This window comes from Staphylococcus agnetis (genome assembly GCF_002901865.1).
Taxonomy (GTDB): Bacteria; Bacillota; Bacilli; order Staphylococcales; family Staphylococcaceae; genus Staphylococcus; species Staphylococcus agnetis.
In genome coordinates, this window is the sequence record NZ_PPQF01000028.1 from 18,783 (window position 1) to 41,932 (window position 23,150).

Genomic DNA, 23,150 nt, shown 5'->3' on the forward strand with positions numbered 1-23,150 from the left:
ATACCTCCTTTATTTTCGCATTTTAGGGTCAAATGCATCTCTTAAACCGTCACTAAATAGATAGAAAAATAGAATCAATAAACTTAAAATAAATGCTGGGATAAATAATTGGTGCGGATGGATTAGTAACATCGCACGTCCCTCATTTACAAGTGAACCTAAAGACGTTTGTGGTGCTGGCACACCAATACCAATAAAGCTTAAAAATGCCTCAAAGAAAATCGCGTTTGGCACTGTAAACATAGACGTTACGATAATCGCGCCTAACGTATTAGGTAAAATATGTTTGAAGATTAATTTTAAATTAGACGTCCCTAACGTACGTGATGCTAAGACGAATTCTTGATTTTTCAATTTTAAGAATTCTCCGCGCACAACACGACTCATGCCTATCCATCCCGTGATAGCCATAGCTAAGATAATCGTCCAAATTGAAGGTTCAAAAATCAATACGAATAAAATAACTACGATAAGAGTTGGAATTGAAGAAATAATTTCAATGACACGTTGCATAAAATCATCGACTCGACCACCAAAATAGCCTGATATCGCACCATATATAACCCCAATAAAGATATCTAGTAAAGCAGCGACTAAGCCAATAAATAATGATACTTGCGCACCTTGCCATGTTCTAGTCCAAATATCCCGACCTAATTGATCTGTTCCAAACCAAAAGTTTTGTTTTACATGTGCTTTGTCATACGCGTTACCATCTACCCCTTCGCCATCAAATGGTAAAAATGGAATTTGATCTAAAACCGCAATTTTAGGCGGTAAATTACGACGTTCAACATCTTGTTCAGCAAAGTCGTGAGAACTAATTAATGGTCCTACAATGGCTAATATTAAAATGATAATAAGCCCAATCATCCCAACTACTGCTAATTTGTTACGAGTTAGTTGTGACCATGCATCTTGCCAAAATGTGCGTCCCTCTCTTTGGAAATCTTGTTCACTACTATCAGGTGCGCCTGTACGAATAAAATCTTCGTGCATAATACCTGAAGTTTGGGCGACAGTTGCGCCAGAATGGTCATCTCTAGGTAAAGTACGTTCTTCTTTCGTCATTACTTTTTACCCCCTTGCAAACGAATTCTAGGATCGATAAGACCATAAAGAATATCGACGATAAAGATAGATACAATGAATAATGTACTAAATAATAGTGTAATCGCCATAATGACTGAAAAGTCATTCGTTGTAATTGCGCGTACGAACTGATCCCCTAAACCAGGCACGCCAAAGATATTCTCAATCGTCAGAGTCCCTGTTAAAATACTCGCTAACATTGGAACTAAAATTGTAATAACAGGTATCAGCGCATTTCGTAGTGCGTGTCCAAATAAAACGCGTTGTGTTGAATTCCCTTTTGCTCGAGCCAGTAATATGTAATCTGAACTCAACACTTCAATCATTTCAGCACGTATGTAGCGTGCAACTGTTGCAACAACAACTGCTGATAGTGCGAGTGATGGTAATATCGCTGTTGAGATACCTTCCCAACCTGCAACCGGAAACCATTGTAAACGTACAGCAAATACATATTGTAATAATACAGCTAATACGAATGACGGTACCGATATCGCAATAACGGATATAAAGGTCGCAAGATAATCCACCCACGTATTTTGTCGGGTTGCCGCAATGACTCCAAGCAACAATCCTACTATGACACCAATAATCATTGAAAAGAGCCCCATTTGAAATGAAGGCACAAGTCTCGGTTTAATCAAATCCCATACCGGTTGATTGTCATATTGGAATGAATTACCAAAATCACCTTTGACAACATTCGCCATATAATTTCCATATTGGATTGGTAGCGGATCATTTAATCCATACTTTTCGTTTAACATCGTTTTTTGCTCTTCACTTAACTTTTCGTCGTTAAACGGTGATCCGGGCATCAATTTCATAAGGAAAAATGTGATTGAAATAATAATAAATAGTGATATCACCATGTATAACAATCGCTTAAGTGTATATCTAAGCATCAAACATACCCCCTTGTGTGTAATTAACATTCCCTTCAAAATTTTCAGAAATATTAACAATATTATAATCACAAGGGTTCAAATTAATCAATATCATTTCAATTTACAGTGATAAAGAAATTGACATGAAATAGCTTTATATCAACACATCATTCTATAAAAAATAATTTACAACCAACTGAAAACACTTCAAATTAATAGGGTCGTAGGTTACAATAATCTAAAACAATGTGTAAGGAATGAAGTTATGTCACACCTACCTCAACGATCTTGGGTTTACATTGGTATCACCCCTTTATTTACGATTATTTCATGGTTAATGAGTACACATACTTGGACCCACTTTATTAATTTATTTTTTACTTTTTCAATTATTTTTGCGATTTTGTTATTCACACTTTTAGTCATTCAAGAAGGGATATTAGATGTCACAAGTTTCGGATTTAGACGTTTCAAGTATCAGTTGATGCGTAAAAAGGATAAAGGGCGTTACGAATCCGATGATTTTTTTAATCCTAAACAACCTAAGAAAAAAGAGTATGTCGTACAATCTTGGATAAAGCCAGCATTATATGTACATGTATTTTATATCGTGTTGTCATTTATTCTTGCGTTTACTGTACAGTAAACATACATTTTTGTGCATATATCTAAGCACAGATGTTTTTCTAGAAAAGACATCTGTGCTTTTATATTTATATTCAAATCGTTTGAAGAAATGAGCAATGTGTTAAACCAACATCAATAAGTCATATAAGTTGACCTATTAGAATCGTGACGCATTTCTACTATTATATATGTATTTGCAAAATGTACATCAAAATGAAAATATAATTTGTATACACGTGACAAACACTTTTGAATAATTACTCAAAATCATACAAAAAAAGAATTGAGTTATCACGCAACTGTCGCGCTGTAATAATCTCAATTCTTAACCATTTTATTTTGTATTTATGCGTCGTATTTCTTAAATATTAATACGGCGTTATGACCACCAAACCCTAAACTGTTACTCATTGCATAGTTGATATCACAATCAACTGCTTTGTTTGGTGTAATATCTAAATCAATTTCAGGGTCGTTTTTCTCAACATGAATCGTTGGTGCAATCTTTTTATCTCTAATTGAAAGTACAGAGAAAATTGCCTCAACACCACCTGTTGCGCCGAGTAAATGACCAGTCATAGATTTTGTTGAACTGATTTTGAGTTGTTTTGCCGCTTCGCCAAATGTATTTTTAATGGCTTTAATCTCAAATAAATCACCCACTGGCGTACTTGTACCATGCGCATTCAAATATTGAATGTCACTTGGTTGGATGCCAGCATCTTTAATCGCCGCTTCCATGGCACGTGAACCACCTTCACCATCTGGACCAGGTGCTGTAATATGATGTGCATCACCCGTAGAACCGTAACCCACAATTTCAGCATAGATTTTCGCACCACGTGCTTGCGCTGATTCAAGTGATTCTAAAATAAGAATCCCTGCACCTTCACCCATTACAAAACCATCGCGTCCTTCTTGGAATGGACGACATGCAGTTTCAATGTCATCGTTCGTAGATAATGCGCGACTCGCGCTGAATCCTGCAATTGCCATATGTGTAATAGGCGCTTCCGTACCACCAGCAATCATCGCGTCTGCATCGCCACGTTCAATGAATTTAAACGCTTCACCAATAGAGTTCGTCGCTGTCGCACATGCTGTAACAGTTGCACCATTTGGTCCCTTAGCACCTAAATCGATAGATACTTGTCCAGTGGCCATATCTGGAATAAGCATCGGTACGAAAAATGGACTAACGCGACGTGGTCCTTTTTTCTTTAATAAATCATAGGCTTCCTCAAACGTTTCCATGCCACCAATACCAGAACCAATCCAAACACCCACTCTATCAGCATTTGATTCATCAATTGTTAAACCAGAATCTTTTAATGCTTCTCTCGCTGCTACAACCGCATATTGTGTAAAACGAGACATTTTGCGTGTTTCTTTTTTAGGAATGTGGTCTTCAATATTAAATCCTTTTAATTCTCCACCTATGTGAACATTATAAGGTTCTGTATCAATACGTGTAATTTTGTCAATACCATTGACACCCTTTAAGGCATTTTCCCACATCGTAGGTACGTCATTTCCAATTGGCGATAATGCACCTAATCCAGTAACTACGACACGTTGTTTTTTAGTCATCTCAGTTCCTCCTCTACTATTTTCCCCATCGAATTACTAGTGAACCCCAAGTTAGTCCGCCACCAAAGCCAACTAAAACGAGCACATCATCGTCTTTAATTCGACCAGCTTTTAATTCTTCAGAAATACTTAATGGAATGGATGCCGCTGAAGTATTACCATATTTATCCACCGACACGCTCATTTTTTCTTTCGGAATGTTTAATCTTTGACGTGCAGATTCCATAATACGAATATTTGCTTGATGTGGCACAAATAAATCAATATCCTCTGGCTTTAAATTTGCTTTTTCAACTACACGTAATGAAGAATCTCCCATAATACGTACCGCAAATTTAAACACTTCACGTCCATTCATTCTTATAAAATCTGTCTCTTGTTCTTGGTAAAGGTACTTACCGCCAACACCATCAGATCCTAATTCATAACTTAGAATACCACGGTTGGCTGATACTTCGCCAATGATAGCCGCTCCGGCACCATCACCGAATAAAATTGCAGTAGAACGATCTTCTAAATCTGTAATACCTGATAAACGATCAGCACCTACGACAAGCACATTTTTATAGTCTCCTGATAATACAAATGCTCTTGCAGTTACAATCCCGTACATAAAACCTGTACATGCCGCGAGTTGATCTACAGATGCTACTTTATTTAAACCTAATCGATGTTGTAAAATATTAGCAACGGTTGGGAAGCGATGATCACCACTTGATGTTGCCACTATAACCATGTCGATATCATCTTTATCAATACCTGCATCTTCAATTGCACGTACACTTGCTTCATATGCTAAATCTGACGTTTTTTCGTCATCTTTTGCCCATCTTCGTTCTTTAATCCCAGTCATTTGGGAAATCCATTCATCTGATGTATCAAGGTATGATTCAAAGTGCGCATTGTCAACAACGCGTTCTGGTGCGTATGCCCCAAATCCTTTAATACCTACATTCATGGTTTGAACACCTTCTTCATATATTTTTAATACCAGGTATTAATTTACCATATTGACATTAAAAAAGACAAGTCTTATACTATCACGACTATACAAAACAAACCAAGACACTTATAATAGAATTATCAGTAAAAATGGAGGCATATCGCAATGAAATACTTCTTTACATTCTTTTGGGCGGTACTCTTATTAGAGATGGTTAATTTCGTACTTAATAGTCTCAATGGTGGTGGCCCTATTAACTTTATCGCGCCACTTATCTTAGCTGCATTGATGGTCCTTATCGTTGTATTAATTGATAGCGCAATTAAACCTGATACATACCATCCAGTGAAAGATACACAAAAGTAATTTTTGAAAGGCATTGATTTAATGCTTTCTAAATGGTTTTGTAGAGGCGTAAATCGAATATAGATGATCACAATAAAACCTTCAAAATTCATTTCATCGAATTTTGAAGGTTTTATTTGTTCTATACGCATCACTATGTGTGCTGTCCATTAATCGCTAAATCTTCATGTAGATACCCAATCAAAATTTTAAGAGACGGCTCACTATTTTGGAAGAAAACATTTAACGACATCACTAACACTTAAAGCTATTTCATATAAAAAAAGAGACCATAAGGAATGCTCAAACTACAAGCTATTCTCCTTATCGTCTCAATCAATCTATTTAAATTTTAATCGGTATGATCGCTTTTAAACCTCATGCGGTTTTTGAACTTCGAAAGTCATTTCACCATTTTTGATGTCACCATAAACGTGTGTACCTTCTGGAAGGTTTTCTTTAATCATCATACGTGCTAATGGTGTTTCAACATGACGTTGAACGAAACGTTTCAATGGTCGTGCACCAAATTGTGGTTCATACGCAGTTTCGCCCATCCATTTTTTCGCAGCATCAGATATTTCTAATGTGATACGTTGATCTGTAAGACGCATATTTAAGTTTCTCAATACTTTATCTACGATTAACTGCATGTCATCAACAGATAATGGTTTAAATAAGACAATGTCATCCATACGGTTTAATATTTCAGGTTTAAAATAACTATGCAAGCTATCCATCACCGCTTTTTCCGTGTCTTCTGTAATTTCTCCAGTATCTTTCACACGGTCAAGTAAAATTTGAGAACCAATATTACTTGTCATGATGATAATTGTATTTTTAAAGTCTACACTTCTACCTTTAGAGTCAGTTAAACGACCATCATCTAAAATTTGAAGTAAAACATTGAACACATCAGAATGTGCTTTTTCAATTTCATCTAATAAAATTATTGAATACGGATTACGTCTAACGGCTTCTGTTAATTGTCCACCTTCATCATGACCGACATAACCTGGAGGCGCCCCGATAAGACGCGATACAGCGTGTTTTTCCATATATTCACTCATGTCGATTCGAATCATATGACGTTCTGAATCAAATAATTTTGAAGCTAATGATTTTGCAAGCTCTGTTTTACCGACCCCAGTTGGACCTAAGAATAAAAATGACCCAATAGGACGATCCGGATCTTTAATACCTGCACGCGCACGGACTACCGCATCTGCCACTAAATCAACTGCTCTGTCTTGCCCTACAACACGTTCATGTAAAATATCTGATAATCCTAATAGTTTTTCTCGTTCTGTTTCAACAAGTTTTGAAACCGGTATGCCTGTCCATTGACTCACAATTTCACCGATTTCTTCATCCGTAACCACTTCACGTATAATACGGTCACTGTCTGCTCCTTGCGCTTCTTGGAAAGACGCTTCTAATTCTTTTAATTCTTTTTCAAGCTCAGGAATTTTACCATGTTGTAATTCTGCCGCTTTTTCTAAGTCATAATTATTTTCCGCGTCTTCTAAAGCTTTACGACTTTCATCAAGTTCAGTTCGTTTTTCTTGTACTTTAGCAATTTTCTCTTTTTCACTTTCTACACGTGATTGTAATTTTGCCTGAACTTCTTTTTCTTCTGCAAGTTCTTCTTGTAATTCTTTTAAACGGATTTGACTTGCTTCGTCTGATTCTTTTTTCAAGGCATTTTCTTCAATTTCTAATTGCATCACGCGTCGATTCACTTGGTCTAATTCTGTAGGGTTAGAACCCATTTCTGTACGGATCGTTGCTGAAGCTTGGTCGACAAGATCAATCGCTTTATCCGGTAAAAATCGATCCGTAATATAACGATCTGAAAGCTCTGCAGCAGCAACTAATGCACGGTCTTGAATGCGTACCCCGTGATGGACTTCATAACGCTCTTTTAATCCACGTAAGATAGAAATCGTATCTTCAATATTAGGTTCTTTAACGTTTACTTTTTGGAAACGACGTTCTAATGCTGAATCTTTTTCAATATACTCACGGTATTCATTTAGAGTTGTTGCACCAATACAATGGAGTTCACCACGTGCAAGCATTGGTTTTAACATGTTACCAGCATCCATGGCACCGTCCGTTTTACCTGCACCTACTAACATATGAATTTCATCAATAAATAAAAGAATGCGACCATTCGAATCTTTGACTTCTTTTAAAACTGCTTTTAAACGTTCTTCAAATTCACCACGGTATTTTGCGCCGGCAACTAAAGCACTTAAATCCAATTCAAAAACTGTTTTATCTAATAAAGAATCAGGCACATCACGTTTAACGATACGTTGCGCTAACCCTTCGACAATTGCTGTTTTACCTACACCTGGCTCACCGATTAACACCGGATTATTTTTTGTTTTACGACTTAATATACGAATCGTATTTCGAATTTCTTCATCACGACCAATCACCGGATCCATGTTTCCTTTTCTGACTTCTTCAACAAGGTCGCGTCCATATTTAGCTAATGCTTCGTAGTTTACTTCAGGGTTTTGAGTAGTCACGTGATTCCCTCCTCTAACTTTCTTAATGATTTCTTTAATCACTTCTTGTTTATTGCCTACATGTTGACGTGTAATGTCCTCAACGTCTATAGCAGCTCTCAATAGATGCTCCATCGAAATGAACGCATCTTCATATTCCTTCATATATTGCTCAGCTTTATTAAACACTTCGTTCGTTTTCGAACCAAGATATTGCCCGTATTGTACGTTATCCCCTTTAACAGAAGGATAACGGGATAATTTATCTGTATAGGCTTTATTTAAAGCTTCTGTATCTATATTTGCACGCTCTAATATACTTTGATATAAACTGTCAGGTTGTTCTAAAATCGCTTTTAATAAGGCTTCTATTTCTACATTTGTTAATTCATACTCTTTAGCATATTCAATGGCTTTTTGAAGCGCATTTTGAATAGAATGCGTTAATTGATTAATATCCAAAATGTCTCACTCCTTTATCTATTCTCGGTCAATTGACTTTGACTTTCTTTGACCTTAATTATATTATACGTTCGTACGTTATGAAATGCAACAATTTAGTTTGACTTTTTTTGACTAATTAGCCTACGTCATACTTATTTACTTTTTTACGTCATTTCAAACATTTTTATCACGTAATGAAAAAGAACCTCCTTATCATATGAGGAAGTTCTTCAATACATCTATCTTCTGTTTTAACTTACGCCTAATGCTATTTTGGCATAACGAGACATCATATCTTTCGTCCAAGGTGGATTCCACACAATGTTCACTTCAGTGTCTTTAATTTCAGGTAATTCACCTAGTGCTGTTTTGACTTGATCAACAATTTGTGGTCCCATTGGGCATCCAATAGATGTTAATGTCATCTCAACAGTACAAAGGCCATCATCATTTAAATCCACTTTATATACAAGGCCCAAATTGACGATATCAATACCGAGTTCTGGATCGATAACGTTTTCTAAAGCGCCTAAAATACTATCTTTTAAAGCCTCTTCCATGAGATTCACCTCTTCTAAATAATAACTACTCTCAATATATCAAAATTCAGACATTACGACAATAAAATGCTATGATAAGCATACATTGAAACTAGCGCATAAGGAGACCGTTATGAAACAACATTTAATTTGCCTCGATTTAGATGGCACTTTACTGAATGATGATAAAAATATTACCCCCTATACATTTAAAGTACTTAAAACATTACAATCCCAAGGGCATGCAATTATGATTTCAACAGGACGTCCTTTCCGTGCAAGTAAACGGTATTATGATGAACTCAATATGGATACACCTGTTGTTAATTTTAATGGTGCCTATGTCCACCATCCTAAAGATACTCATTTCCCGACACAACATTCCCGTTTAGATGAAGGCATTGCAACATGCATTATTGATACCTTAAAAACAATGAATGTTCAAAATATGATTGCTGAGGTCATGGACCAAGTATATCTTGATCGCTATGATGAAAACCTATTCGAAGGGTTTAGTATGGGTGAAGCTAACATACAAGTCGGTGATTTACGAAAACTTTTGAAAGAAGATCCTACCAGTTTATTAATAGAAGCTGATGAACATCAGATTCCACGCATTAAAAAGATACTCACACGGTTTTATGCTGAAAATATTGAACACCGTCGTTGGGGTGCCCCTTTTCCAGTCATTGAAATTGTTAAACGTGGCATTAGTAAAGCCGTTGGTATAGATATTGTAAAAGATTATCTTCAAATCGAGCGTCAACATATTATTGCTTTTGGTGATGAAGATAATGATATCGAAATGATTAAATATGCTAAACATGGCGTCGCTATGGCCAATGCCATTCCTGAACTCAAACATGTTGCAAAAGAAACGACCGCGTCTAATAATGAAGATGGTATCGGTATTTATTTAAATGATTATTTCCAATTAAATATAGCTAAAAACAACTAAGGAGGTCTACACATGAGTCAAAAAGTTATTGTCGTTGGCGCTGTTGCAGGTGGTGCTACTGCCGCAAGTCAACTTCGTCGTTTAGATTCAAATGCACACATTACTGTGTATGAAAAAGATAGAGATATGAGTTTTGCAAACTGCGGCTTACCTTATTATCTAGGAAATGTAGTTGAAACACGTGAAGCTTTACTTCCCATTACACCACAAATTTTTAAAGACAAGAAAAATATTCATGTGTTTGTAAAACATGAAGTCATTGCTGTTGATAGTCATGAAAACTACGTTACTGTCAAAAATCATGAGACAGGTGAACTATTCAAGGATCATTTTGATACGTTAATTTTGAGTCCTGGTGCACGAGCACATCATTTAAACTTTGATGCCCCCCACCTCTTTACTCTACGCAATATGGAGGACACGGATGCTATTGAAAACTATATCACTCAACATGAGGTGAATCGCGTACTCGTTGTCGGAGGCGGTTATGTAAGTTTAGAGGTATTAGAAAACATGCATCATCGTGGTTTATGTCCTACGCTTATCCATCGTTCTGAAGCGATTAATAAGCACATGGACCAAGATATGAATCAAGTTATTTTTGAAGCGTTAGAGGCACGTGACATACCCTACCGTTTAAATGAAGAAATTGAATCTATAGAAGGCAAAATGGTGACATTTAAATCTGGAATAAAAGAAGCTTATGATTTAATCATTACAGGGGTTGGTGTGAAACCGAACTCTGAATTCCTTAAACATTCCGGTATTACACTAGATGAAAAAGGTTATATTCCTGTCAACACACGTTTTCAAACGAATCAACCACATATTTATGCTCTAGGCGATATTATTACGAACCGTTATCGCCACGTTGATTTACAAGCACATGTGCCTTTAGCTTGGGGTGCACATCGCGGTGCAAGCGTGATTGCTGAACAATTGGCTGGACATAAAGATGTGACATTTAAAGGATTTTTAGGCGCAAACATTGTTAAGTTTTTCGATTATACGTTAGCAAGTACAGGAATTGGACCACATGAACTCAAACATTTTGATTATGACGTTGTGGATGTGAAACAAACAGCGCATGCGGGGTATTATCCTAATAATTCAAAATTACATTTACGTGCTTATTATGACAAGCACAACCGACGTTTGTTGCGCGCAGCAGCCATTGGTAAAGACGGTGTAGATAAGCGCATCGACGTTTTAACGATGGCTATGATGCACGAGGCAACGATTGATAATCTCACTGAATTTGAGGTCGCTTATGCACCACCTTATAGTCATCCTAAAGATGCCATTAATATGCTCGGTTATAAAGCACGTCAATAAAGAAACGATTGCAGTGTCTTAAATACTTATGATTTTCATGCACAAGATTAAATGTCTTACATTTTTTCAGCTCAAACATGAAAGATAGCTATGGATAAGACGTTAGTCGTCATTTAACTATTTAAGTTAAACAAAAAACAACCTTCAAAGTTCATTTACACATGAATTTTGAAGGTTGTTACATTATGGCCAACTCAAGCTCTAGCCGTTTGAGTTTAATGAAATAACTGTGTGATTGGACCCCAAGGTAAAATAATGCCTAAAATGATCGTTAAGAATGCAACGACCCATGTTGCAATAAATAGACCACGACTAGATGCTTTACGTTTTTTACGTGCAATGGTTACTTCCATTAATCCTACAATAGCGATTCCCATTAACATTTTTAACGTTAACAACATATGGTTTGATCCTGCACTCGTGAACGCATTTGCAATTAGCCATACACCCGTAATTAGAACTAATAGCATAAATAAGCGCGTCGCCATATGTAACGGTTTAAATAGCGGTGTTGGACCTTGTTTATTTGAGAAATTCTCATAAGCAGCAAAAAATAAAATCAATAATATAATCCAACTTATAATATGCAAATTAATTAAAACCATTATAGACCCTCCTTTTATACATAACTTTATTGATTATACCATATTAATAGTATTCATTCATTTAAATAACCCGTCTGACGTAAACTCAAACACATTTAACATTCAGTGAGAGCCATTATAAAATGATACTCATATTCATCAAAACGCCTTCAAAGTTCATATTAAATAATGACCTTTGAAGACGTTTATAATTAATATTTTAACCATCAATCCATCCGTTAGTCATATCAGCATACATGTGAATGAGGGTTTATTTTTCAATATAGTTTGTTAACGTTCCAATATTATCGACCGTTACTTTAACTTCATCACCAGGTTGTAAATATTGCGGTGGATTCATACCAGCCCCAACACCAGATGGCGTACCTGTCGCAATAATGTCACCAGGATGTAACGCCACATATTTTGAAATTTCTTCGATTAATTCGTCAATTTTCAAAATCATCTCAGATGTATTCCCATCTTGACGAATTTGATTGTTGACTTTCGTTACAATGTTGACATTTTCAGGTGTTGGCATTTCATCTTTAGTAACAATGTAAGGACCCATTGGGCAAGCCCCTGTTAAACTTTTAGATAAAAAGGCTTGATCATGCGCTTTTTGAGCTGTACGGTCTGTAATATCATTGATTATTGTGTATCCATACACATAATCAAGTGCCAGACCTTTTGGTATTTTTTCACCATATTTACCAATGACAATCCCTAGTTCACCTTCATAATCTAATGTGTCCGTAATATCTTTATGATTTGGAATTGTCGTTTCATCACCAGTTAATGATGATGCTGCTTTAGTAAAAACATATAAACGATTTACTTCATGATTTAACTCTTCTGCATGCGCTTTATAATTACGCCCAAATGCGATGACATTGTTTGTCGGTGTCACAGGAGGTAAAAATTCGATATCATCAAATTTTACTTTATACGCATCTCCGCGACCACTATCTTCAGCAGCAACGACAGCTTTACGCACTTGCTCTTGAAATTCAATCGTTTGATTTTGTTGTAATCCTTCTAATAATGTTTTGGGATGAAAGTCACCTTCAGCAAAGTCAGCAAATACTTTTGTTAAATCCCATGCTGCCTCTTCACGTTTTACTTTCACACCAAATGATGTTTCACCATTATGCTTGAATGATAAGAATTTCATTCATAATCAGCTCCTAACGTATTTCTTAACCACATTATAACGAAAATTTCAGATAAATCACACAGTTAACCTTTTAATTTAATCTATTACTAATGCGCCATACTTAAAGAAATATAAATATCCCGAGACCTTTTGACCAGTAATTGTCTCTAAAGCTTTTTGATAATATTTCATCTGAACTTGATACTTGTTTTTAAGCTGTTCGCCTACCTGTTCTTCTGTCATGCCTCGACGTCTCACGAAAGCATCTGTTTTATAATCTACAAAATAATGTTTCCCATCTTTAACAAAGACAACATCTATCATCCCTTGTATGATTGCTGCGTCAGTTTCATGCGTGCCTTTTTCCATATCGTGCTGATTTACGATAAAAGGTAATTCACGATACAGCATATCACTTTGTGCAATAGTAAGATATAAATCACTTTGAACAAATCGTTTCACTTCTTCTATGCGTATATCTTTCACTGCATCTTCAGTTATAATGGCACGCGTCACGAGTGATTCAATGTATTGCTGTAACGCCTCATCAGAAAGTCTATGCTCATCAAAAGGCAAATGTTGCATCACAGTATGCATTAATGTTCCAATTTCTGATGCTGTACGTTTTTGAGACTCTAAAAACGCGGGACGTTGATATGTTGCAACCCCTAACCGATATTGACGGACACGATCATAATTGGTGTCTGCTTGTTCAGTATCAAGTTGACGCTTTAATTCTGATACGGATTGTTTAGATGCTAAATGCTGCGCGTGTTCATAAGGATATTGGAATAATAGTCGGTTTTCAACCTCTTGGATGAGCGACGCGTTTTGTGTCGCTTGATTCGTCTCTACTTCAAGCGTCTCTAGATTCACCCCTGACACTTCATGTTGTGTTTGTGGTAAGACATCTGATGCTTGAATATGATGCACTGATATTGACGGCGTAAGCGAGGTGTCATTCTCTTGTTCATCTTTAAATCTTAAATCATTAATCAAAGAGGTATTGTGATACTTGCTAAAAATACTGTAAATCAATTCGAAAGGATTCCGTGCATTAAAACGGTATAATGACGTCAACTTGTCATGTGCTATAGAGGCTTGGGTTAAAGCGTTTAACTTAGTTTCTTTTTTCTCTCGACCGATTAAAAAGAGTTGTTCCTTCGCTCGTGTTAATGCGACGTAAATAAGTCTCATTTCCTCGGAAATAATTTCTTTACGATTCACTAATTCTATACTCATTGATATCAACGATGGATAAAACAAACCGTGTGTCTCATCATAATATTGTAGCCCTAAACCTTCATATTGATTTAAAATAACAGGCTGATTTAAATCTGTCATATTAAAGTCACGTGTGAGTCCAGAGTAAATTACAAACGGAAACTCCAATCCTTTACTGCTATGAATGGTCATCATACGCACCACGTTGTCATTAGGACCTATCACATTTTCTTCACCAAAATCTTTCCCGCGCTCAATCATTTGATCGATAAAACGAATAAATTGAAATAGACCTCTAAAACTAGATTGTTCAAAATCAACTGCTTTATTAAACAGTCCATGAAGATTCGCACGTCGCCCTTTTCCGCCAATTAAGCCACTAAAATACTGAATTAAATAATGGTCATTGTAAATTTTATCGATTAATTGGTAAACCGGGTGACTTTGACTGTATGTGCGGTACATAGACAAATCATTCATAAATCGCGATAACTTATCAAGTATGTTAGGTTGCGCATCTTCTGATTTCATATAATGTTGGATGGATTGATAAAAATAATCGTCATGCGGTGACACGACTCGAATTTCAGCTAATTCGTCTTCCGTAAATTGATAAATAACAGAACGCATCAAACCAACGAGATAAATATCTTGAAGTGGATTATCAATCACTCTTAGAAACGACAACATTAGCCTTATTTCCGTTTGTTCAAAATAGCCTTGTTTACTATTCACATATAATGGGATATCCCTATCTTTAAATACGTGTTGTAAATTGCGGGCATTACTATAACTTCTCTCTAATATAACGATATCTTTATACGTCGCTGGTCGATACTGCTTCGTTTTCACATCGTATACTTTTTTTGTATTAATGATAGAAGTTACCTGTTCTGCAATTAAATGTGCCTCTTGTTCAGAACCAGTCAAGTCACTGGATTCATCTTCAAGAAGGACATTAAAATGTAAAGGGACATCAGCATCATCAAACGGTGCGCCGTAATATAATCTTGCCGCAGCATCATACTCAATTTCGCCTATTTCAGTATCCATCATATGATGAAATAAGTAATTGGTTGTATTTAAAACTTCTTTACGAGATCTGAAATTTTGAGACAAATCAATGCGCCAACCACTAGACCCATCAGGTTGATTAAACGCTTGATATTTCTCAATAAATAAACTTGGATCTGCTTGTCTAAATTTATAGATAGATTGCTTCACATCACCCACCATGAACAAGTTACCATTTGAGGCATCACCACGTTTAAAACTTGAGATAATTTGCTCTTGCACTCTATTTGTATCTTGATATTCATCGACTAAAATCTCCTCAAATTTTTGTCGGTAAACATCTGCTATTTCTGAAGGTTGCCCCGATGCATCGTATAAAATTTTTAATGCAAAGTGTTCGTAATCTGTAAAATCTAACAGATTGCGTTCGCGTTTGGCTTTGTTAAAAGTCGAAATCACATCTTTAGTTAATTGACTTAAATAACGTACGCGCGGTGCTAAATGCGCAAGTTCATCTACAAGTGCATCATCATCGCGTGCTACAAGTTCATCTTTAACTTTCGACATAAATGATTTAAATTGATCAAAATGCGCTTTAAATGTCTCATACATGTCATTTTGCATCTCATCTTTACCAATGTCTTTAGGTTTCGTAGGCATGCGCCCAATTTCATACGTTTGAAGTTTCTTTTTATTGATTTGTGATTCAGACAAAAGTTGTTGTAACCCACGCCGATGCTCATCTATAAAAACAATGTGTTTATCTAGGTCTCCTAATACTTCTAACTGTGCATATGATTGTTCAATGGCATCTTGAGCTGCCTTTAAGTAAAGCAAACTATATTGATTAATAATGTTCAGATAATGACTTTGCATATGCCGTTCGATATAAGGGGCATCGAGTTGATCCAACCATTTTTCAGGTTCAGGATTGGCGACGCTAAAGTAGTACAAACTTTTAACGATTTGTCTCAAGCGTTCATCATTACGATCCGAGCCGACTTGTTCTGTTAAATCAACGAAGTGTGGGTCAAGTTGCGCATAATGTGCTTCAAAGACTTCATCAATCACCGATTCTAAGAGGAGTACATTTTCAACTTCACTTGCCGTTCGGAAATTGGGGTCTATATTCAAAATATCATAATGTTGTTGAATCAATTTCAAACAAAAACTGTGCAATGTAGAAATTTGAGCTTGATGTATTTTCGCCAATTGATTTTTAATATGTTGATTGGAAGGGTCTTCAAGTGCGGCTTGATGTATACGTGCTTCGATACGATGCTTCATTTCACGCGCACTTAAATTTGTAAATGTTACGACAAGCAAACGGTCTACATCGATACCATCTTTAAGGATGCGTTGAATAATCCGTTCTACTAAAACAGCTGTTTTACCTGATCCTGCTGCTGCAGCTACAAGTACATCTTTACCTTTGGCATAGATACTTTCCCATTGGGCATCCGTCCATTGAACATCTTTGGGCTTTTCAGGTATCGTCATTCATCTTCCTCCTCTCTTAAACAGTCTAACGGATTGATTTTTTCATCTACCGTACGATACTTTGGTGAATCTATTAAGCTATCCACATGACATACTGATTGGTAATTACAAAAACGGCATGGTAGTGTTTCTTTATATTTTAGAGGGGCCACTTCCGTATGACCGTCCATAATATTTGAAGCGATATCTACAAAATTACGTTTATTATGTTGCATTAATTTATAAAGGGTGGCTTCATCCGCCACTTTGCTTGAACTATATGGCTCTCCATTTTTTTTGAGACGAAGTGGTACAACATCCGAACTAAACCCACCTATTAATCGTTTATCGTAGGCTTCAATGACGTCAGGATCACTATTCAATAAGCCACTGAGTTGATACGATTTTAAGAAAGAGGTCGTTAATTTATCTGTACTTAAATCCGACCATGTTCTTTTATCGTCTTTAAATTTATGCACATACATATATAAGAAGCCACCAGGTTTAACATCTGAAGCTAAACCTAATCTTGCTTTGTTTTGTAGTGCGATATCCATGTAGGTCATCATTTGCATTTGAAGCCCATAATACACTTTGACTAAATCTAAAGAAGCGCTCGATGTTGAGGATTTATAATCAATAATATTGATAAAGCTTTTATCATGCGTTTCATACGTATCAATTCGGTCAATTTGTCCTCGAATGTTAATAGGAATACCTTGTCTTGTTTGAAGTGATTGCGCAAACAATTCTTCCTCATTTCTCGGTTTCTTTCTAAATGCCTTTTCAAATGCAATAGGTCTAAATTGCGATTGTTCACTTTGATGTTTTAACGCTTGTAACGTCGCTTGAATGATCGCACCGATGCGTTGTGCTAAATACTGATAATACGACGTTGAGTTGAGTAGATTATATTGCACTTCTGGTAAATAATACGCTAATGCTTCTTCAGTGAGCTGTTGTATTTGTTTAACTGAAAGTTGACTAAATCGACCTTCAACTTTTTCAGCGATATAGCGTAAAACGTCGTGAAAAATGGTACCCAAATCGAAGCTTTGTAATTGATATTTTGAACGTTCATTTAACTTTAACCCGTGTGATGCAAAATGTTTAAATGGACAACTTTGATAGCCTTCGAACCTTGAAACACTCGCATTAATTGTCTTACCGTATAACGCTTGTGTAAGGTTTTGATTAAGGGTTACCGTCTCATTACGATACGTTAATGCTGTTTTCAAATGGTCTAACCCTTGAGATAATGAAGTGTGTGCCGCCATCACAGCATTAACTGCATACCAAGTATCAGAAATGAGCTCGCCTTCTAAAGCTGATTTTAAAGCCTCAAATAAATGCACTTTCGTTTGATGGGGATGTGCAACCAGTGACAACGTGTTACGTTCATGTTCACGTACGATGGATGTTACGTTTAATTGCTGAAATAACTGAATCATATCGTTTAGAAATGGGCTTTTTTCCTTTTCGCTACCGCTACTATCCATAAGACTGTAGCTAAGTGTAAGTGCATGCGTCGCACGTGTCATCGCATGGTAACATACAAACGCCTCATCCATTTGTAAAATATCAGCGGTCGGACTCAACGGCGTATGTGTCACAGCTTCAAAATGTTTTTTCTCATCATCTGATATTAAACTTTTACTAGATAAGGCTTGTGGCATAACACCATCATTCATACCTATCATGTAAATATGTTTTTTATTGTCCACTTTAGCTAAATCCATAGAGCCAACTGTAATTTGATCAAGTGTTTGTGGAATCATTGAAAATTCAAGTTCATTCAAGCCTACATCTAATATTTCTAAAAAACGAGATAATGACATCGCTTGCGTCCCAAATACAGCAACAACATCATCTAATACACGGCTAAAGCCATTCCATATTTGATCTATTTCTTCAGCTTCCGTATGTTTTCCCATTTCATCAAGTATATCGCGTTCAGTCATTAATTGATGTGGCAACTCGAAATTTTCCATTACTTCATAAAATGCTGTTGCATAGTCACATGCATGTTGCCCTTCTGTCAATCGAGATTCAAACGTAAGTAATTTTTCGAAAACATTGTCTTTTAAAGCTATCACACGTTCAAATAACGCACGTGTGTCTTCATTTAACTTTTTATGTTTAATCCCCATTTTTTCAAATTGGTCTATAGTAAAATATTTAGGGTCTAGCCAACGTTTTCCATAGATGCCACGTTCTAAAGCGTAATTTTCGAGTATATCAATGCGATGTAAACTATCATCATATTGACGAGTTAATACATTTGTTTTTAGTAATCGCATTAATGGATCGAATTGCCATGTCGTTTGAATGACTTCGATGAGTGCGCGTAACATTTCCATAACAGGATGATGTGTCATCGATTTTTTAATATCTAAACTATAAGGAATATCAAATTGCGGTAAAATCGCATCTAACAAATAGGGATAGCTAGGATCCCTGTATAAAATGGCAATATCTTTATAACGATAACCTTCTTCACGCACATCTTTTAAAATGCGTCGTGCAATTTCATTGACTTCATCTCGAGTTGTTGGTGACTCTAATATGCGAAGCGACGTAGCGTCCGTTGATGACTGTTCAGGAATTAAAGCATCAAAATGTTTTTCTAAATGTCTTAAAGCATCATTTTGAAATCGATATACTTCATTAAAATATGAGTGCTGCAACGTTACATCTAATTTTGTCGCAATATCCTCTATATGTTGCAACGATTCTGACGGTTTTCGAAACATACTAAATGCATCCATATCTCCGTTGGTCGTCAAACTGATTGTCACTGATTGAGTGTGCTTCACAAGTGCTTCGATTATTTGATATTCTTGTGTTGAAAAGTTGTGAAAACCATCGATATAAATATCTGCGTTCGCTAGCCACGTTGAATTTGGAATCAACTGAATAAATCGATTCATTTGCGCTTCCGGTGTTATAAAAGTATCGGATAAGCGTTGATTGAGTTGATGATAGATGAGGGCAATGTCGTGCAATTTATCTCGTGTACGACGATCAAAAGTTTCATCATTCGAAGCCGCTTCTACCATGTCAGCACTAACGTCGTATTTTTCAAAGTCTTGAATTTGCTCTCTCATTTTCGTGCTAAAGCCGAGATAAGCGGTTTGAGCATGATATAACTTAAGATTTTCTTTTTGTTCTTGTAAAATGTCATACAACATCATTTCAATTGCATTTGTTGACAAGCGTGTTTCATGCACGCCACCCAATTCTTGAAAAACACGGTGGCTCAACCTTTCAAAGTGTAATACTTCTGCACGCATACTCCCTTTTAGAGCACTATCATTTACTAATGCTTGCTCATACAAATACGTCCCTTGCATCGGTGTGATTAGCACGATGGGATCGCCTAATGGTTGTGCTTGTAATTTGTTTTTAATTTCATTTAGAATTGCCGTACTTTTACCCGTTCCTGCACGACCTAGAAATGCACGAAACATGTCCTCACCCCTTTTATTACGTATACATTTACGCTTATTATAGCACTCTCATTTCAATTTGCTCTACCGCATTCATATGAATTCAATATAAAAAGAGCAGGATTAGAAATCATCTTCATTTCTATCCTACTCTCCGACACTTTATCGTATTAATTTTTAGTGTTTTCTGGATTAAAGTTCACTTTAAATTCACTGAAAGGCCAGAATCTTAATGACACTTTCCCTACGATTTGCTTTTTATCGATTAAACCAAACGCACGACTATCCTTACTCACTTCACGATTGTCACCTAAAACAAGATACTTGTCTGCTGGGATTTTGTATTGACCGCCACTATTTGGTAAGTCAGATGATTTAAAAGAACCTGTAATCTCTTCATAATTTTTATGTTTCATATTGTAATCTAAATACGGCTCTGCTGTTTTCTTGCCATTCACATATAACACATCATGCTTATATTCAATATGATCTCCTGGAACACCAATAATTCGTTTCACATAATCACTATTTTCATCGGCGTGAAAAACAATGACATTACCACGATCCAAATGACCGAATGTTTTTCCAAGTTTATTTACAATCACACGTTCTCCGTCTTTCAATGTTGGATCCATAGAATCCCCTTTAACATTATAAGGTTTTATTACAAAGGCATACAACAAGCCTACAATTAATAATGCTAAACCTATGGACACCAACCATTCCATCGTTTCTTTTCTCAATCCTGACACCTCTAGTCCTCTAAATTTAAAGTTATTTTTTCAAATGGATAATAACGAAGTAAAATCGTACCTATTATATCATTTTTACGCACAGTTCCAAATGGTTCGGTATTATGACCTTTCGAATTATGTTGCAATACCACATATTGTCCGGGCGCTATAATATCACTTTCTTGTTGTGATAAACGACGAGATGCCCATGAACCAATATGCAACTGTTCAATGTGCGTATCTTTAACACGTTGATTATCAATATACAATTCATTGTTTTGTATTGCAATAGATTGTCCTGGCTTACCAATAACACGGCCAATTTTAAATTGGTCTTTATTGCGATAAACCACATAATCTTTATAATCAATGGTATTGAGACGTGGCGCAAGTTGATTAATTAAAAAACGATCACCTTGCTGTATCATAGGTGTCCATTGATGCGATGTCACTCGGAACGGTACGATGATAAAAAGAATCATAATGAATATCACTATACAGGCGCAGAACGCAGATATCATATATTTTATACTCTTTTTCAACTGGCGCACCTCTCTAAAATTTAAGTTTATTTATTATACTGTATTTGATTCATGGTGTAATCCAACTTAAGAATGAGAAAGGGAAACGCTAACAACAAAAACAGGCGGTTCATCGACGTTGTTCACGTCAACTTACCCCCTGTATTTTTTTCATTTAATAGTTTACATTCTATAAACGCGCTTCAAGTTCTTTCTTTTTATCTTCAAATCCAGGTTTACCTAATAAAGCAAACATATTTTGTTTGTAAGCTTCAACACCTGGTTGGTTGAAAGGATTTACGCCTAATTGATAGCCACTCATTGCAACTGCTTTTTCAAAGAAGTAAACAAGATAACCATACGTAAACGCATCTAATTGTGGTACTTTAACAACTAAGTTTGGCACGCCACCATCAGTATGCGCAAGTAAAGTCCCTTCAAATGCTTTTGTATTCACATCATCAACCGTTTTACCTGCTAAATAATTCAGTCCATCTAAATCATCTTCATCTTTTTCAATTGTAATGCTGTGTTTCGGTGACTCGACTTTTAATACCGTTTCAAATAAGAAACGACGTCCTTCTTGCACGTATTGACCTAATGAATGTAAGTCTGTCGTAAAGTTCGCACTTGATGGATAAATACCTTTTAAGTCTTTACCTTCAGACTCACCGAATAATTGTTTCCACCATTCATTGAAATATTGTAAAGATGGTTCATAGTTAATGAGCATCTCTGTCGTGTAGCCTTTACTGTATAGAATATTACGGATAGTTGCATATTGATACGCAATATTTTGTGTTACATCATCAGAACTTAATTCTTCACGTGCTGAAGCTGCACCAGACATCATTGCCTCAATATCAATACCTGCAACAGCAATTGGTAAAAGACCTACAGCTGTTAAAACAGAGAAACGACCGCCCACATCATCAGGGACAATAAATGATTCATACCCTTCATTTGTAGCGAGTTGCTTTAAAGCACCTTTTTCTTTATCTGTCGTAGCAAAAATACGCTTCACTGCTTCTTCTTTACCATATTTATCTTCTAATAATTTTTTGAAAAGACGGAATGCGACTGCAGGTTCTGTAGTTGTACCTGATTTAGAAATCACATTCACAGAAAAGTCTTTGCCTTCTAAATAATCAATCAGTTCTTGTGTATATGTTGACGATAAATGATGTCCTGCAAAGATAATTTCAGGCGTATCTTTATCTTTTTTAAATGCTGGTGTTAACATTTCAATTGCTGAACGCGCACCTAAATACGATCCACCAATTCCAATGACAACCAATACGTCAGAATTTGATTTAATTTGTTCCGCTGATTTTTGAATACGAGCAAATTCCGCTTTATCATAATCAACTGGTAAATCGACCCAACCTAAAAAGTCGCTACCTGCTCCTGTGCCCTCGTGAATCGTACGGTGTACGCTTTTAACAAGGTCAGCTTGTTGATCGATTTCGTGTTGCTCAAAGAATGATAACGCTTTTTGATAATCTAATTGAATATGTGTCATGCACTGCGCCTCCTAAATATCTAACTATCGTTATTTTACTAGGATTTTCATACATTTTCAATTTTCAAACATCGTTTATAATGACGATTCGATGACTTTTTATATGTATATTTATTTACATACTTGCATAATAAATCATTTGTGGTATAGTAAGTGCTATACAATTTAACGACATACGTAGGGGGAAT

The 23,150-nt window shown here is 36.0% G+C and carries 17 protein-coding genes; 4 read left to right on the top strand and 13 right to left on the bottom strand.

The window, feature by feature from the left end; translation table 11 throughout:
• Positions 1 to 9 precede the first annotated feature (9 nt).
• Together opp3C and opp3b are read right to left on the bottom strand one after the other, a co-directional pair.
• The gene (gene opp3C, locus CD172_RS05650) at positions 10 to 1,071 is read right to left on the bottom strand and encodes an oligopeptide ABC transporter permease (RefSeq protein WP_060550676.1); all 1,062 of its coding nucleotides are present in this window, start codon (positions 1,069 to 1,071) and stop codon (positions 10 to 12) included.
• Positions 1,071 to 1,997 (bottom strand): oligopeptide ABC transporter permease, encoded by a 927-nt coding sequence (gene opp3b / locus CD172_RS05655; RefSeq protein ID WP_037566854.1) that lies wholly within the window; start codon positions 1,995 to 1,997, stop codon positions 1,071 to 1,073. Before opp3b ends, opp3C begins: the two co-directional genes overlap by 1 nt.
• Before the next feature lie 247 nt (positions 1,998 to 2,244).
• Here opp3b and CD172_RS05660 point away from each other — a divergent pair, with 247 nt between their 5' ends.
• Complete coding sequence (locus CD172_RS05660) at positions 2,245 to 2,625, top strand: DUF3899 domain-containing protein (protein WP_037566853.1); 381 nt, start codon at positions 2,245 to 2,247, stop codon at positions 2,623 to 2,625.
• A gap of 326 nt (positions 2,626 to 2,951) precedes the next feature.
• Here the strand turns inward: CD172_RS05660 and fabF are convergent, their stop codons facing one another.
• Both fabF and CD172_RS05670 read right to left on the bottom strand, forming a co-directional pair.
• Positions 2,952 to 4,196 carry a beta-ketoacyl-ACP synthase II gene (fabF, locus tag CD172_RS05665; RefSeq protein ID WP_037566850.1) on the bottom strand — a complete coding sequence of 415 codons (1,245 nt, stop codon included), beginning with the start codon at positions 4,194 to 4,196 and terminating at the stop codon, positions 2,952 to 2,954.
• Positions 4,197 to 4,212: 16 nt separating this feature from the next.
• Positions 4,213 to 5,154 (bottom strand): beta-ketoacyl-ACP synthase III, encoded by a 942-nt coding sequence (locus tag CD172_RS05670; protein WP_037566847.1) that lies wholly within the window; start codon positions 5,152 to 5,154, stop codon positions 4,213 to 4,215.
• A 150-nt stretch (positions 5,155 to 5,304) separates the two neighbouring features.
• On the opposite strand from CD172_RS05670, the gene CD172_RS05675 reads away from it, so the two are divergent.
• On the top strand, positions 5,305 to 5,505 hold the full coding sequence (locus CD172_RS05675; RefSeq protein WP_037566844.1) for a YjzD family protein: 201 nt from the start codon (positions 5,305 to 5,307) through the stop codon (positions 5,503 to 5,505).
• Between the two features lie 350 nt (positions 5,506 to 5,855).
• Here CD172_RS05675 and clpB read toward each other — a convergent pair whose 3' ends face one another.
• Both clpB and CD172_RS05685 read right to left on the bottom strand, forming a co-directional pair.
• Positions 5,856 to 8,465 (bottom strand): ATP-dependent chaperone ClpB, encoded by a 2,610-nt coding sequence (gene clpB / locus CD172_RS05680; protein WP_103345739.1) that lies wholly within the window; start codon positions 8,463 to 8,465, stop codon positions 5,856 to 5,858.
• 233 nt (positions 8,466 to 8,698) lie between these two features.
• Positions 8,699 to 9,007: a metal-sulfur cluster assembly factor gene (locus CD172_RS05685; RefSeq protein WP_037566840.1), complete on the bottom strand. Its 309-nt coding sequence runs from the start codon at positions 9,005 to 9,007 to the stop codon at positions 8,699 to 8,701.
• Between the two features lie 112 nt (positions 9,008 to 9,119).
• Between CD172_RS05685 and CD172_RS05690 the strand changes: the two genes are divergently transcribed.
• Positions 9,120 to 9,944 (top strand): Cof-type HAD-IIB family hydrolase, encoded by an 825-nt coding sequence (locus CD172_RS05690; RefSeq protein WP_103345740.1) that lies wholly within the window; start codon positions 9,120 to 9,122, stop codon positions 9,942 to 9,944.
• Positions 9,945 to 9,956: 12 nt separating this feature from the next.
• Complete coding sequence (locus CD172_RS05695; RefSeq protein WP_103345741.1) at positions 9,957 to 11,279, top strand: CoA-disulfide reductase; 1,323 nt, start codon at positions 9,957 to 9,959, stop codon at positions 11,277 to 11,279.
• Between the two features lie 215 nt (positions 11,280 to 11,494).
• Here the strand turns inward: CD172_RS05695 and CD172_RS05700 are convergent, their stop codons facing one another.
• The 7 genes from CD172_RS05700 to CD172_RS05730 all read right to left on the bottom strand — a co-directional run bounded on the left by CD172_RS05700 (position 11,495) and on the right by CD172_RS05730 (position 22,962).
• The gene (locus CD172_RS05700) at positions 11,495 to 11,884 is read right to left on the bottom strand and encodes a YisL family protein (protein ID WP_037566834.1); all 390 of its coding nucleotides are present in this window, start codon (positions 11,882 to 11,884) and stop codon (positions 11,495 to 11,497) included.
• A 250-nt stretch (positions 11,885 to 12,134) separates the two neighbouring features.
• Positions 12,135 to 13,037 (bottom strand): fumarylacetoacetate hydrolase family protein, encoded by a 903-nt coding sequence (locus CD172_RS05705; RefSeq protein ID WP_037566832.1) that lies wholly within the window; start codon positions 13,035 to 13,037, stop codon positions 12,135 to 12,137.
• Positions 13,038 to 13,115: 78 nt separating this feature from the next.
• On the bottom strand, positions 13,116 to 16,757 hold the full coding sequence (gene addA, locus CD172_RS05710) for a helicase-exonuclease AddAB subunit AddA (RefSeq protein WP_103345742.1): 3,642 nt from the start codon (positions 16,755 to 16,757) through the stop codon (positions 13,116 to 13,118).
• The gene (gene addB / locus CD172_RS05715) at positions 16,754 to 20,206 is read right to left on the bottom strand and encodes a helicase-exonuclease AddAB subunit AddB (protein WP_103345743.1); all 3,453 of its coding nucleotides are present in this window, start codon (positions 20,204 to 20,206) and stop codon (positions 16,754 to 16,756) included. Before addB ends, addA begins: the two co-directional genes overlap by 4 nt.
• A gap of 149 nt (positions 20,207 to 20,355) precedes the next feature.
• A complete protein-coding gene (gene lepB / locus CD172_RS05720; protein WP_037566865.1) occupies positions 20,356 to 20,928 on the bottom strand; it encodes a signal peptidase I in 573 nt (190 codons plus the stop codon).
• A gap of 11 nt (positions 20,929 to 20,939) precedes the next feature.
• Positions 20,940 to 21,440 carry a signal peptidase I gene (gene lepB / locus CD172_RS05725; protein WP_082624710.1) on the bottom strand — a complete coding sequence of 167 codons (501 nt, stop codon included), beginning with the start codon at positions 21,438 to 21,440 and terminating at the stop codon, positions 20,940 to 20,942.
• Positions 21,441 to 21,630: 190 nt separating this feature from the next.
• The gene (locus CD172_RS05730; RefSeq protein ID WP_037566821.1) at positions 21,631 to 22,962 is read right to left on the bottom strand and encodes a glucose-6-phosphate isomerase; all 1,332 of its coding nucleotides are present in this window, start codon (positions 22,960 to 22,962) and stop codon (positions 21,631 to 21,633) included.
• Positions 22,963 to 23,150 lie beyond the last annotated feature (188 nt).